This is a genomic window from Acinetobacter sp. 22512 (assembly GCF_052044755.1).
In the GTDB taxonomy this organism is placed as follows: Bacteria; Pseudomonadota; Gammaproteobacteria; order Pseudomonadales; family Moraxellaceae; genus Acinetobacter; species Acinetobacter pittii.
The window spans coordinates 151,967-166,494 of the sequence record NZ_JBQENP010000007.1; the positions used below are offsets into that span (position 1 = coordinate 151,967).

Below are 14,528 nucleotides of genomic sequence, written 5' to 3' on the forward strand. Positions count from 1 at the left end.
AAGCGAGATACTATGAAAAAGTCCCCTATCTTCATGACCATTTGCCTAGCTGGTGCAGGCTTAGGCTCAACCCTTGCTAACGCAGATACACTCGAAGTGATTAGCTCAGGCGGTTTCTATTCATCTATGGAAAAACTCATTCCAATATTTGAAAAGCAAACTGGTCACACGGTTCACCTTTCATCTGGTTCATCAATGGGTGCATCACCGACTGCAATTCCAAATCGACTCGATCGTGGTGAACGTTTTGATGTGGTGGTCTTGGCTGCTCCTGAACTGAGCAAGCTCGCAGAAAAGGGTTATGTAGACCCAAATTCACAAAGTGCTTTAGTGAATTCAAGCATTGGTATGGCTGTGCCTAAAGGTGCGCCAAAGCCAGACATTAGTTCTGCAGAAAAGTTTGAAAAAGTTTTATTAAATGCCAAGCACATCGGCTATTCAGCAAGTGCGAGCGGTACGCATCTTGAAAAAGATGTTTTCCCAAGCTTCCCACCTGTCGAGTACAAAGTAATTTCGAGTAAAGCAGAAAAAGTGGTAGGCGACCGCGTTGCAAAACGTATTGCCGAAGGCCAGTTTGATATTGGTTTCCAGCAAATTAGTGAAATCAAACCTTTTACTGGCAAATATGGTCAAGTTGAATTAGTCGGCCCAATCCCTGCACCGTATCAAAAAGTGACGGTATTTGCGGCAGGCATTGGTAAAAATTCGGAACATGCAAAAGTCGCAAAAGAGTTAATCAAATTTGTGAAATCGCCACAAGCAACACAAATTATTGAAGAACAGGGTCTTGAGCAGGTTAAACAATAAAAGCTCTAAAAGGCAACGTCTTGAGGTGATGTTGCCTTTACTCTTTTAGTGGTTTACTCAAAGCAATAGAGTAAAAACTATAGCGACAAACCAGTGTAGAATTAATCCATAAAGGTTAATGTAGTATTTGCCGTGGAACTGAAACAATTAAAGTATTTTATTGCAGTGATCGAGTCAGGAAGCTTGGGTAAAGCTGCAAAAAATCTCGATATTGGAACTTCTGCATTAAGTCAGCAAATCTCAAAATTAGAAAGCGAGCTTTCTATTCGCCTTTTACAACGTACCGCTTTGGGTACGGTTCCCACCCCTGCGGGCTTAGCTTTTTTTCAACAAGTGCAACTGGCACTTAGACACCTAGACCATGCCGTAGACTCTGCACATTCCTCACGTTTAAGTGGCCACGTCACCGTCGGTTTTTCGCCGAGTGTTGCGTCTGTTATAGGCACTCATTTTTTAAAACTCATGAGAAACCGTTACCCCGACATTAAAGTTCGTTTAATCGAAGGCTTATCGGGTGACCTCAAAGCTTTGGTGAATGCAAGGCAGCTCGATGTCGCCATCATCTTTAGTGACGATGTCGACCCACAGTGGGCCATACAGTCTTTAGTCAAAGAACAGATGTTTTTAATCTCGCCTAAAGAAGTGCTGAGCCAATACGACCTTGAAAGCTGTATCGATACTCAAACCATTAATCATTCACAGCTTAAAGAACTTCCCCTGATTTTACCGAGTCAACGACATGGACTGCGCTTGTTGCTCGAACAGAAAATTCATCAGCTTAAAGTGGCCTATGAAATTGATGGGCTGCATTTGTTAATGGAAAGCATTAGCCAACTCGAAATGGCAACCATCCAACCTGCGGGTGCATCGTTAAATTCGCGGCAAGACCTATGTTTACTGCGCGTTGTAGAACCTGCCATTGAGCGTATTAATTATTTAATTAGCCTCTCTGAAGAAGAACTCTCGCCTGCCACCTTAGCCACGAAGGTGGTGATTCGTGCCTGTGTAGCAAACTTGATTAATGAAAAGCGCTGGCCCGGTGCGAAACTTATAAACACTTAAGCTATTAGTATTTATTTTTACTAAACACCCATTCAAGCCTAGCCTCTCACTTCACCTTTCCTTTTAAAGCTACATTAGCCCTAGCTGAGAAAGGGAGAAATCCATGCATGATGTGATTGTAATTGGTGGTGGGAATGCCGCACTGTGTGCCGCGCTCACGGCAAAAGAAAGTGGCGCTTCTGTGCTTGTGCTAGAAGCAGCACCTAAAGAATGGCGTGGTGGTAACTCACAACACACTCGTAACCTTCGCTGCATGCATGATGCTCCTCAAGATGTATTGGTTGATGCCTACCCCGAAGAAGAATATTGGCAAGACCTACTTAAAGTGACTGCGGGCAAAACCAATGAACATTTAGCTCGTCTCGTCATTCGTAGCACGGCGACCTGCCGTGACTGGATGCGTAAACATGGTGTGAATTTTCAGCCGCCACTATCGGGTGCTTTGCATGTTGCACGTACCAATGCATTTTTTATGGGCGGCGGTAAAGCCCTCATTAATGCGTATTACCGTAGTGCCCAAGAGCTTGGTATCGAAATTTTATACAACACAAAAATTAAAGATCTAAAGTTAAACCAAGGACATTTTGAAGCTGCAATTGCTGAAGATGGCCGTGTGTTTAAAGCAAAAAGCTGTGTCTTAGCCGCAGGTGGTTTTGAGTCAAATTTAGAATGGTTAAGAGAAGCATGGGGACAAAATGAAAACGGCGAATGGCCTGCCGATAATTTCATTATTCGGGGAACCCGCTTTAATCAGGGCAACTTGCTTAAATTTATGATAGATCAAGGCGCCGATATTATTGGTGACCCATCACAATCACATTGCGTAGCCGTAGATGCACGCGCACCGTTATATGACGGCGGTATTTGTACTCGTATTGACTGTGTTTCATTGGGAATTGTGGTTAATAACAAAGCCGAACGTTTTTACGATGAAGGCGAAGACTTCTGGCCAAAACGTTATGCGATTTGGGGCCGTCTTGTTGCCAAACAACCCCAACAAATTGCTTATTCGATTATTGATTCAAAAGCGATTGGCCGCTTTATGCCACCTGTATTTGCTGGTGTAAAAGCAAATAGCATTCAAGAGTTAGCCGAAAAAATCGGGCTAAATGCAAAAACCTTATGCCACACCGTAGAAGAATTTAATCAAGCCTGTGTACAAGGCACCTTTAACCATACGGTTTTAGATGACTGCACCACCGAAAATATTGTTCCCAACAAAACCCATTGGGCTGTTCCTCTCGACCAGCCACCTTTCTATGCCTATGCCCTTAAACCCGGCATTACCTTTACCTATTTAGGTTTAAAAGTCGAAGATGATGCGGCTGTGCGTTTTAACAATAAACCAAGCCGCAACCTATTTGTCGCAGGTGAAATGATGGCAGGCAACGTACTTGGTCAGGGTTATACCGCAGGCGTTGGCATGTCGATTGGCACGACCTTTGGACGCATTGCCGGAAAAAATGCCGCCCACTATGCACTTTCACAAGGAGTTGAACATGAATGCTAATAGCAAAGCCCTAATTCCAGTTGTTCAGCTCTCTGACCATGAGCAAGAAGTTCAAAGAGCCCTACAGATTTGTAATGCTTGTCGCTACTGTGAGTCTTTTTGCGCTGTTTTTGCAGCCATGACCAAACGCCTTGAGTTTAATCAAGCCGATATTCATTACCTCGCAAACCTGTGCCATAACTGTGGTGCTTGTTTACACGCTTGCCAATATGCCCCACCTCATGAGTTTGGCGTAAACATTCCAAAAGCGATGGCACAAGTACGTTTAGAAACTTACCAAGAGTTTGCGACCCCTCAGCCTTTAGGTCGACTTTATAAATCTGTGGGTATTCCTTTTGTTTCGGTATTAACACTTATTTTCTTTTTTTGCATGTTAGCTGTGGTGTGGTACAAAGGTACCGACCTGTTTGCAGGCTATCAAGGTAATTTCTATGCGATTTTCCCGCATAACTTTTTAGCTCTATTATTTGGAGCGACCTTTACAGTTGCCATTGTTCTGCTCGGCATTGGAATTGGCAAATTCTGGCGACAAACCTCTAAAGTCATTCACGGCAAAGTTGAGAAACCCGATCTGGTTCAAGCCACTCAAAATGTATTAACACTTAAATATTTAGATGGCGGTCATGGTAAAGGCTGTAATGAGCAAGATGACCGTTACACACAAATCCGCCGTGTGTTCCATCACCTAACTTTTTATGGCTTTATGCTCTGCTTTGCAGCTACAGGTGTAGCGACTTTATATCACTATTTTCTTGACCTACATGCACCTTATCCTTACCTAAGCTTGCCTGTGATTTTAGGCACTTTAGGTGGAATTGGCTTAGTTGTCGGGCCTGCTGGCTTACTCTATTTAAATCTTAAACGTCATCCGTTGCATGGTGACCGTGAGCAAAAACCTGTAGATCGAGGCTTTATTTTCCTTCTACTTATCGTTAGTGCTTCAGGGCTAGCACTTATGGCATTTCGCAATACCCCTTACATGGCACTTTTACTGATTTTCCATTTAGCCACTGTCATGACTTTCTTTATTACCATGCCATTTGGTAAGTTCGCACACGGTTTTTACCGCAGTGCTTCTTTACTCAAATTTGCCATCGAAGAACGTATTTCCAAGAAATCATAATTTCATTCAAAAGTATTCACTATCTTGGCGTAGTGAATACTTTCATTATTTTAAGCTCAAAACACTTCATGCCATCCCTACTTTTTACTGTTTAAAATTCCCAAGCCATACATTGGCCACTTCGTACTTGCTTTAATATTATTAATGAGCATCGCCACTAAAACTAAAGACACTGCACCAACCAAAACAGGGAAAATTAAGAAACTCCACTCGTAATGTATGCTGCTTGCGGTGAGCAAAATAACCAAAGGATTAGCTCCAGCAGGTGGATGAACGCATTTAAAAATCTGCATGAGTGCAATAGCGCAGCCCACTGATAACGCAATTGTAAAAATAGAAACACCGACAAATTTTAGAAAAAACAAACCCACAAAAGCCGAGATAAGATGCCCAAATATAATATTTCTCGGCTGTGCCAAAGGTGACTGCGACACGGTATAGAGCAATACACAGGTCGCACCAAACGGCGCCATGATAAAGATATTGTGTGTGAGTTTACTCAACCACAGAAGTATAAAAATACTGACTGTCCCCCCAACAAGGCTTCTTAAAACATCAATTTTAGTGGGCGATGGAGCCAGTTTTTCTTTGCCATAAAAAATCGAGAACATGGTTTTATTCCTTAAACAGACATTGCTTTTTAAAAAGCATATAGATAAAATTTCAAATAGTACAGATCTGTACTATTTTATTTTTTGGAAAAGTTTTATGTCAAAATCTGCCTTAAAAATATTAGATACAGCCGAGAAGTTATTTAACGAAAATAGTTTTGTCGGGGTTGGTGTCGATCTGATTCGCGATGAATCTGGCTGCTCAAAAACCACGATGTACACGTACTATAAAAATAAAAATCAACTGGTTAAGTCTGTGCTCGTTGCACGTGATGAACGGTTTAAGCAAAGCCTTTTGGGCTATGTGGGAGATGCAACAGGGTTAGAGGCCATCAATAAAATTCTGGATTGGCACACTAACTGGTTTAGACAAGATTTTTTTAAGGGCTGTTTATTTGTAAGAGCTGTCGCTGAATCTAACCAAGATGATCAAGACATTATTTCTATTTCTAAAGCCCATAAACAATGGATTAAAGTATTGATTGCACAAAACTGCAATATACCCAATGGTGAAGCTTTATCTGAGCTGATCTATACAGTGATTGAAGGCTTAATTAGCCGCTTTTTAGTCGATGGTTTCGATGAAATACTTGCGATAAACATGAAAAATTCTATTAATCAATTATTTAATATTCATCAACATTAGCATGAGAACTTAAAATGGAAGTGGACCATATTTTTATTTGTGTACAATCAGGCGCTCCCGAAGCTGAAACTTTAAAAAAATTCGGTCTAACAGAAGGTTCATCCAATAAGCACCCAGGTCAAGGTACCGAAAACAGACGATTTTTCTTTAAAAACATTTTTATCGAGTTAATCTTTTTAAATAATCCAGAAGAAGCCTCAAGCGATCTCACCAAACCAACTCTGCTTTTTGAACGACTGAGTGCTCAAGATAATATCCCGTCCCCTTTTGGTATTTGCTTTAGACCTAAAGATAAAGATGATAACGGCGCAAAATTTCCTAATTGGGTTTACAAGCCAAGCTATTTACCAGCCAGCTTAGAAGTAAATGTTGCCAAAGACTCTGTTGTATCTGAGCCAATGTGGTTCTTTCTCTCATTTGCTTCACGACCAGACCTTGCTGCGAAAGAAAAACAACAACCACTTGTGCATAGCAAAGATTTATCAGAAATCACCTCAATTAAGGTTTCTATTCCAAACCTCGAACAGCACCCTACTTCGTTACTGTTCAATACGCTTGATGATTTTGAAGTGACTGATGGATCGGAGCATTTAATGGAAATTAGTTTTGATCATGAACATCAAGGAATAATTCATGATTTCAGACCAGAGCTGCCGCTTATTTTTAAATATTAAAACGCTTAGTTTCTAATAAAAACTGTGATTTATTGCAAATCACAGTTTTTATTTAAATTGAATCACATTAAAAATGACAATAGCTTAAGCAATTTTTCCATCAATAATGCCTTTCTCTTTTAACGCAGCTAGCTCTTCTGCTGTTTTAAATCTCGATAAGATTTGAGCCGTATGTTCACCCAACTCTGGCGGTGCATGATGATATTCAACTGGAGTATCAGACAACTTGATTGGTGAGCCAATCGTTTGGAAGTTTTCATTTAAACGATGAGGAATATTGACCAACAAATTGCGATGTACAATTTGTGGTTCAGCCAAGGCATCTTCAATAGAGTTGATAACACCTACGGGTACTTTTAAAGCATGAATCATCTCAACCCATTCTTTAGCAGTTTTTTGCAAAAAGTGCTCCGATAATAAAGGAATCAGTTCATTTCGATATTTGACACGGTCTTGGTTGCGCACAAAATTTTCATTTTCGAGTAGCTCTTGATAACCAATTGCAATACACAAATCTTTAAACTGTTTATCGTTACCACAAGCAATAATAAATTCTTTATCTTTGGCCTTAAAAGTTTGATACGGCACAATACTTGGGTGTTGATTACCCATGCGCTGTGGGGCTTTACCAGAAGCTAAATAGTTCATTCCCTGATTTGCCAGTGCCGCGACCTGCACATCAAGGAGTGACATATCAATATATTGACCGCGTCCAGTGTGTGAGCGTGCAATCAAGGCCGCTTGAATCGCAATCGTGGAATACAAACCCGTTTGAATATCTACCACAGCCACACCAACCTTTTGTGCACCACCGCCTGCCACATCATCAGGCTCGCCAGTAATACTCATTAAGCCAGACATACCCTGAATAATAAAATCATAGCCAGGCTCTTGTGCACGTGGGCCATCTTGTCCAAAACCCGTAATCGAGCAATAAATAATATTTGGGTTCAACGCACTTAAGGAAGCATAGTCCAAACCATATTTAGCCAAAGACCCTGTCTTATAATTTTCAATCACGACATCAGCAGTCTTGGCAATTTCATAAATTAAAGTCTGACCTTCGGGTGTGGTAATGTCCACCGCAACTGAATATTTATTACGATTGGTACACTGGAAATAACCAGATTCACGGGTCATGTTTCCATCTTGATCGGGCATCCATGGTGGTCCCCACATGCGGGTGTCATCACCTACTCGAGGACGTTCAATTTTAATCACTTCTGCGCCAAGGTCTGCCAAGATTTGCCCGCACCATGGCCCCGCAAGTACACGACTTAAATCTAAAACCCGAATTCCTTGTAATGCACCCATAACGATACCCTTATCTTTTAGAAGGCACTCAACGCACCTTCTTTTCATTGTTTATGATTGTCTTTGTGGATCGTACTGACGATCTTTAATAAATAAGCCTGGCAATACACCCGCAACAAAATACGCAGCGCCCATCACAATAAAGGCCATGGTAAAAGTTCCACCCGATGCTAAGAAACCAATCGTGGCTGGTGCAATCGCTGCCCCAACACGACCAATGTTATAAGCACCGCCAATGGCTGTTCCGCGTACATCAGTTGAAAAACTTTCAGCCATATAAGTCGCATTTACACCATATGGAATGCCATATAAGAAGCCAAAAGTGATTAATAAATACAAAATATTGTCAGGCGTATTGAAGAAAATAATGATTGGCAAGAACACGGCGCTGGCTATTGTTCCAAACACAAAAACAGCACGGCGGTTAAATTTGTCAGCAAGATAACCCGCTAAAATTTTGCCTAGAATCATTGCAGTATATGAACCCACCATATAACTGGTTAAGTTTTTAAAGTTCATATGTACTTCTGTTTCTAAATAACTTGGCATCCAGTTGTTAATGCCGTAATAACCAAACTGTAAGAAAAATGCTGTGGTCATCCACAACAAAAACATTTTACGGTGCTTAAAGTTATTAAAGATTTGTTTGTAGATACTGCTACTTTTCGGCTTTTCAGCCACCACTCTTTCTTTAGGTTGTCTGTTGCCTTGTAAGCTTTCAATTTTGGTGAGCTGCCAAGATTTTGGCTCTGGCACAAAGCGTTGCAGGAAAATATTAACAAAAGCAGGCACTACGGTCAGGAAGAACAAAACACGCCAGCCATGATCTGGAATAATTGCACCAGCTAATAACGTCGCAGCAATATAACCTACGGTCTGACCCGTCTGTAATGTGCCCAAGACCGTTGTACGGTAAGTTGTCGGCACATATTCAGCCATTAAGGTATTACAAGCCATATAGAGTGCTCCGATTCCTAAAGCACCAATAAAACGTAGAGCCATAAATTGCTCGAAGCTTTGCGTAAAGCCTAACAAACAAGTCGCTACCGAAAAGAAGGTTACCGAGTTGGCAATCGTTCGTACACGGCCAAACTTGTCACATGCCCAACCACCCAAAATACCGCCAATACCCATACCTGCTAAAGAAGCACTGCCTAAGGCACCCGCTTGAAAGGTACTTAAACCAAACTCCGCCTTTAAACTGGTCAAGCTATAAGACAGCAGCATAATATCAATGCCATCGACCACCATCGCAAAATAGGCAAATAACAACGCCCATTTCCATGTATTTGGTCCAATCTTTTCATATGTTCCAAGGTTACTTGGAAATGTGGTTCTTAATTCTTTCGATATTACTTGAACGTCATTGTTCATATTTATTTCCTCATTTTCCCAAATGAGTCATCGGTAGCCTACTTATGTTTTCTGTATGACTTAATCTTCTATATTTTCACCATCTTATATTTAGTTTTAAGTACACAGAGGACATCTTCACATGAGTATCCTTACGATGAATCTTGTCATTTTCCATAAATTTTTGCGTAAAAATCCCTAAAGGTGCTCTCGAAAGAACACCTCTATCTTTAAAAAATGATTGAGTTAGTTACTAAATGCGGCAATGCCTGTTTGTGCACGACCTAAAATTAAGGCATGAACATCATGTGTACCTTCATAGGTATTTACGACTTCAAGATTGACCAAATGACGTGCCACACCAAACTCGTCACTAATGCCGTTTCCACCCATCATGTCACGTGCCATGCGGGCAATATCAAGTGCCTTTCCACAGTTATTACGCTTAATTAAAGATGTACCTTCAACGGATGCAATACCTTCATCTTTCATACGGCCAAAACGTAAAGCAGCCTGTAAACCCAAAGCAATTTCAGTTTGCATATCTGCCAGTTTCTTTTGAATCAACTGATTTGCAGCCAATGGACGACCAAATTGTTTACGGTCCATGGTGTATTGATGGGCTGTATGCCAACAGAACTCGGCAGCACCCATCGCACCCCATGCAATACCATAGCGGGCGCTATTTAGACAGGTAAATGGGCCTTTTAAACCTCGAACTTCAGGGAACGCATTTTCTTCAGGTACAAAAACGTTATCCATCACGATTTCACCCGTAATCGAGGCACGTAAACCGACCTTGCCATGAATGGCAGGCGCAGATAGGCCTTCCCAACCCTTTTCTAAAATAAAGCCGCGAATGTCACCCACATTACCTTCAGCAGAAACTTCTTTTGCCCAAACGACAAATACATCGGCAATTGGACTATTGGTAATCCACATTTTTGCGCCACTTAAACGATAACCACCGTCAACTTTTTTAGCACGAGTAATCATACTGCCCGGGTCTGAGCCATGATCAGGTTCAGTCAAACCAAAACAGCCAATGTATTCACCTGTGGCAAGTTTAGGTAAATACTTTTGCTTTTGCTCTTCAGTACCAAATTCATGAATCGGAACCATGACCAATGAGCTTTGCACGCTCGCCATAGAGCGGTAGCCCGAGTCGACATATTCAATTTCACGCGCAACCAAACCATAACTCACATAGTTCAAACCCGCGCCGCCATATTGCTCAGGAATGGTTGGGCCAAGTAAGCCAAGCTCTCCCATTTCACGGAAAATAGATGGATCTGTTGTTTCATGACGGAATTGTTCAAGTACACGGGGTTGCAAACGTTCTTGACAATAGGCATGAGCCGCATCACGAATCATGCGCTCATCTGGGCTAAGCTGTTGCTCAATTAAAAATGGGTCTTGCCAGTTAAATTGAACTTTTGCTTTTTTTGTTGTCACCATGTGATTCATCGCATCCTCTGCTTAATTTGAACTTCTTTATTTAACTCGATGTTATGCGTGAAAAATGCAGTAATCAAACGATAAATGTTCATGCAGATATGCGACTTACGCATATTTAAAATAAGACGTATTAAATTTAGATATTTAATTCATTGTATTTCATTAAAAATGGCTTATTTTTATACTAAACTTTGATATCTGCGTTTAGATCATATGCTGTTTTGAAATATGACGACAAATAAAAGGATTTATTTATGCGAAGAAGCATCCCTTCCATTCAGGGTCTAATTTGCTTTGAAAGTGCAGCAAAACATCTAAGTTATACCTATGCTGCGCAAGAGTTATGTATTACCCAAAGTGCAGTTTCTCGCCAAATTCAACAATTAGAAGATTTCTTAGGCGTTGAACTCTTTATACGTACTCGGCATGGTGTCGAACTCACCATTGCTGGTCAGCAGTATTTTAAAAGTATTAAGCCCTACTTATTAGGTTTAGAGAAATGTACAGCCGATGTGATTTCTCATAAGGGTTTAGGTGGCACACTAAAATTAGGTGTGGTTCCTACCTTTGCAACGCGCTGGCTATTACCCAAGCTTCATCTTTTAAATCAAAAATACCCTGAAATTACGGTTCACTTAGAAACCAGTACTAAACCTTTTTTATTTAATGACAATATTTTTGACGCTGCGATTTTTGCAGGTACGCAGCAGCAAATTGACCACTGGCCCGGCATACAAGCACATTATTTAATGGATGAGGAAATTGTACCTATATGCTCACCAAGATTAATCGAAAAGTATTTTCCAGATGCAGTGATGATTAATGAAAATACCTATGATTTAAGCTGTGAGGATTTACTAAAAATTCCTCTACTGCAACAAACCACTCGACCTAGCATTTGGCAAGAGTGGTTTCTGACCCATCAGATGCAGCACCCTAAACCTTTTGATGGACAACGCCATGAGTTATTTTCAATGCTTGCGGTTGCTGCCAGTCATGACATGGGAATGGCTTTAATTCCACAAATGTTGATTGAGTCTGAACTACAAAAAAAAGAACTGGTGATTGTTTCCAATAAGAAACTAAAAGGTAGCCGAAAATACTATCTCATTCATTCAAGCCAAGATGTATCACCGACTATTCAAAAATTTGTTGAGTGGATTTACCAAGAACTAGAACAACTAAAAAGCAATACAAATTAGCTGAGCCACTTTGTGCGATCTATACGCATAAAAAAAGATTGTGATTAATCAAATCACAATCTTTTAGTTAAGCATAAATGACTTTGAATTAATGACTCATCAATTGAATATCTGAACCGCTACGTTTAGGGTCAATCAAAATTTTGGCATGCTGTTCAGGATCACGTAATGCTTCAAATGCATTAGTAACACCTTCTAAGCCAACAACACCGGTAATGAGCGGTGAACAGTTCACTTTACCTTCTGCAATCATGTGTAGCGCATCTCGGAACTCAAGCGGTGTATAGCCCAACACAAACTGAATTTCTAACTCTTTATTAATTGCAAGTGCGGGTTCGATTTTGTCACTTTGCATGCAGACGCCCACCCCAACAATTCGGGAAAATAAAGGCGCCCCTTCAATAATCTGCTGTAAAACACCCGGTACGCCCACACATTCAAAAATAACAGGACGTTTTGGCAGAGCACCCAATTTATCAATCATGCGCCATCCATGCCACCAAGGTAAGCGTGTCGCTTGCAACTTATCAAACAGTCCCATGCCCATGTTAATGGCATCAGAAACATTGCCAAGCAAACCAAACTCTTTCCAGTTGGCAAATGGTGATGTCTCTTTAGGGTCTACCACAATATCCGCACCACATTGCTCGGCAAGCTTACGACGGTTTGGAGAAAAGTCACTGGCAACTACAGTTTTAACACCAGCCGCTTTAAGCATTAATATGACACCTAACCCAACAGGACCACAACCAATCACAATCGCAGGTTCACTTGTTTTTACACGGCTACGGCGAACAGCATGCAATGCAACCGCCATAGGTTCAGTCATGGCAGCACTATCGGCATCTAGACCGTTGGGTACTTCAAACATCAAGCTCGATTGAACCAATACTTGCTCGGCATAGCCACCCGAAGCATTTGGAGAAAGCCCTGTAGATAAATAACCATGCTGATCTACATTTAAAAGAGGCATTGCACAAACAAGTGTATCGGCTTTAAATTTATGACGTGTTTTTGGACCATAGTCTAAAACCTTGCCGCAAAATTCATGTCCAAGTACAAATGGGTCTGTAGACTTGGCTAAACCATGAAATCCGACACGTGCAGCCAAATCATGCATGTGGTCGCAGTGGTGCTGCATATGTAAATCTGAACCACAAATCCCACATCGAATCACTTCTAACAAAACCTGCCCTTTTGCAGGTGTTAAGTTCGGTTGGTCCACGACTTGTAATGTTGCTTGATGACAAAGTACCGACTTCATTTGAGCGCTTCCTATTTCTTCTTTTTCATTTACTTGCCAGAAATAGATTTCTACAGATAAATTAATCGCTTTATCAGTTTGGTCTTTAGCAAGCCTTTATTCATCTTTACAACTAAAAGGCAAAATACCAATGACCATTCTTCAGCCAATCCACTATTGAAGAGTCAACAAAAAACAGGCTCAGCGAAATTAAAAACAATAAAAATCTTGGTGCTTGTATCTTACACAGACTGCGTTATCTTCTTAGGCCAGAACAATGTCATCAAAATTAAAACTTATACAAATATAGTAAGTTCAAAAAACTCAACTCAACGCTTTTCACAAAAACATAGCAAATCCAAACTTTTATCAGTGGCTCTAAACAGGCATGATGAATTAATAGCAACAGATAAGAAGAAGTCTATGATTACAAAAACGCTCCCGCTTACAGATATACACCGCCACCTTGATGGCAACATCCGCATTCAAACCATTTTAGACTTGGGGCAACAATACAATTTAGATTTACCTGCTTACGACATTGAATCTTTACGACCCCACGTACAAGTGATGGATAACCAACCAGACTTATTAAGTTTTTTATCGAAGCTCGATTGGGGTGTAAAAGTATTAGCGAGCCTAGATGCCTGCAAACGTATTGCTTTTGAAAACATGCAGGATGCAGCACAGCAAGGCCTAGACTATGTAGAACTACGTTTTTCACCAGGTTACATGGGAATGACACATCAACTCCCCCTTGAGGGCGTTGTGGAAGCTGTGATTGCTGGAGTAAAAGAAGGTAGTCAGGCGTACGGCGTAAAAGCGAACCTAATTGGCATTATGAGCCGTACTTTTGGTCAAGAAGCTTGCGAAAAAGAATTAAATGCCCTACTTGCCCATAAAAATGATATTAAAGCACTGGATCTTGCTGGAGATGAGCTTGGTTTTCCGGGCAATTTATTTATTGACCACTTCAAAAAAGCACGTAATGCAGGTTGGCACATTACGGTACATGCAGGCGAAGCTGCCGGTCCAGAAAGTATTTGGCAAGCCATTGAAGAATTAGGTGCTGAACGAATTGGACATGGTGTTAAAGCAGTTCAAGATTTAAAACTTTTAGATTATTTGGCAAAACACCAGATTGGTATTGAATCTTGCCTCACCTCAAATATTCAAACCAACACAGTACCGTCTTTAACAGAACACCCATTAAAGACTTTTTTAGAACATGGCGTACTTGCTACCATTAATACAGATGACCCAGCGGTGGAAGGCATTGAAATACAACATGAATATTTAACTGCCGCCCCATTAGCAGGTTTAAGCCCTGAGCAAATTTATACAGCTCAAGAAAATGGTCTTAAAATTGCATTTTTATCAGATCAAGAAAAAGATGAGTTAAGGCAGAAATATCAATAACAGAGAACATATGTATGCAAGGAGACGAATTCAAATATTGGAGGCGTTTGAATTAAAATTTAGATATATAAAACAAAAAAATTCCTTCTATCAATAAGACAAGAAG

General features: G+C 40.7%; 13 protein-coding genes. 8 read left to right on the top strand and 5 right to left on the bottom strand.

All coding sequences use genetic code 11. From position 1 onward, the window contains the following. Positions 1 to 12 precede the first annotated feature (12 nt). From ACTJJG_RS10020 to tcuB, 4 genes are all read left to right on the top strand, one after another. The gene (locus ACTJJG_RS10020; protein ID WP_032056945.1) at positions 13 to 807 is read left to right on the top strand and encodes a substrate-binding domain-containing protein; all 795 of its coding nucleotides are present in this window, start codon (positions 13 to 15) and stop codon (positions 805 to 807) included. Between the two features lie 132 nt (positions 808 to 939). Continuing rightward, the gene (locus ACTJJG_RS10025) at positions 940 to 1,869 is read left to right on the top strand and encodes a LysR family transcriptional regulator (protein WP_032056946.1); all 930 of its coding nucleotides are present in this window, start codon (positions 940 to 942) and stop codon (positions 1,867 to 1,869) included. Positions 1,870 to 1,972: 103 nt separating this feature from the next. Then, positions 1,973 to 3,379 carry an FAD-dependent tricarballylate dehydrogenase TcuA gene (tcuA, locus tag ACTJJG_RS10030; protein WP_032056947.1) on the top strand — a complete coding sequence of 469 codons (1,407 nt, stop codon included), beginning with the start codon at positions 1,973 to 1,975 and terminating at the stop codon, positions 3,377 to 3,379. Beyond that, on the top strand, positions 3,369 to 4,502 hold the full coding sequence (tcuB, locus tag ACTJJG_RS10035) for a tricarballylate utilization 4Fe-4S protein TcuB (RefSeq protein WP_032056948.1): 1,134 nt from the start codon (positions 3,369 to 3,371) through the stop codon (positions 4,500 to 4,502). The genes tcuA and tcuB overlap by 11 nt, the downstream gene beginning before the upstream one ends. A 77-nt stretch (positions 4,503 to 4,579) precedes the next feature. Here tcuB and ACTJJG_RS10040 read toward each other — a convergent pair whose 3' ends face one another. Continuing rightward, positions 4,580 to 5,113, bottom strand: coding sequence for an HPP family protein (locus ACTJJG_RS10040; RefSeq protein WP_017481261.1), 534 nt, complete (start codon positions 5,111 to 5,113; stop codon positions 4,580 to 4,582). Positions 5,114 to 5,210: 97 nt separating this feature from the next. Here ACTJJG_RS10040 and ACTJJG_RS10045 point away from each other — a divergent pair, with 97 nt between their 5' ends. Both ACTJJG_RS10045 and ACTJJG_RS10050 read left to right on the top strand, forming a co-directional pair. Further along, positions 5,211 to 5,759: a TetR/AcrR family transcriptional regulator gene (locus tag ACTJJG_RS10045; protein ID WP_005302902.1), complete on the top strand. Its 549-nt coding sequence runs from the start codon at positions 5,211 to 5,213 to the stop codon at positions 5,757 to 5,759. Positions 5,760 to 5,773: 14 nt separating this feature from the next. After that, positions 5,774 to 6,433, top strand: coding sequence for a VOC family protein (locus tag ACTJJG_RS10050; RefSeq protein WP_032056949.1), 660 nt, complete (start codon positions 5,774 to 5,776; stop codon positions 6,431 to 6,433). A gap of 84 nt (positions 6,434 to 6,517) precedes the next feature. On the opposite strand, the gene ACTJJG_RS10055 is transcribed toward ACTJJG_RS10050, so the two are convergent. The 3 genes from ACTJJG_RS10055 to ACTJJG_RS10065 form a co-directional block, all read right to left on the bottom strand. Continuing rightward, entirely contained in the window at positions 6,518 to 7,747 is a 1,230-nt protein-coding gene (locus tag ACTJJG_RS10055; protein WP_017481258.1) for a CaiB/BaiF CoA transferase family protein, read from the bottom strand. A 51-nt stretch (positions 7,748 to 7,798) separates the two neighbouring features. Beyond that, positions 7,799 to 9,121: an MFS transporter gene (locus ACTJJG_RS10060; protein ID WP_032056950.1), complete on the bottom strand. Its 1,323-nt coding sequence runs from the start codon at positions 9,119 to 9,121 to the stop codon at positions 7,799 to 7,801. Positions 9,122 to 9,346: 225 nt separating this feature from the next. Beyond that, positions 9,347 to 10,567, bottom strand: a complete 1,221-nt coding sequence (locus tag ACTJJG_RS10065; protein ID WP_017481256.1) for an acyl-CoA dehydrogenase — start codon at positions 10,565 to 10,567, stop codon at positions 9,347 to 9,349. A 245-nt stretch (positions 10,568 to 10,812) separates the two neighbouring features. On the opposite strand from ACTJJG_RS10065, the gene ACTJJG_RS10070 reads away from it, so the two are divergent. Further along, positions 10,813 to 11,760, top strand: coding sequence for a LysR substrate-binding domain-containing protein (locus ACTJJG_RS10070; protein WP_045126542.1), 948 nt, complete (start codon positions 10,813 to 10,815; stop codon positions 11,758 to 11,760). An 88-nt stretch (positions 11,761 to 11,848) separates the two neighbouring features. Here the strand turns inward: ACTJJG_RS10070 and ACTJJG_RS10075 are convergent, their stop codons facing one another. Continuing rightward, positions 11,849 to 13,024 (bottom strand): zinc-binding dehydrogenase, encoded by a 1,176-nt coding sequence (locus tag ACTJJG_RS10075; RefSeq protein ID WP_372552763.1) that lies wholly within the window; start codon positions 13,022 to 13,024, stop codon positions 11,849 to 11,851. Positions 13,025 to 13,426: 402 nt separating this feature from the next. Between ACTJJG_RS10075 and add the strand changes: the two genes are divergently transcribed. After that, on the top strand, positions 13,427 to 14,422 hold the full coding sequence (add, locus tag ACTJJG_RS10080; protein WP_032056953.1) for an adenosine deaminase: 996 nt from the start codon (positions 13,427 to 13,429) through the stop codon (positions 14,420 to 14,422). The last annotated feature ends 106 nt before the right edge of the window (positions 14,423 to 14,528 follow it).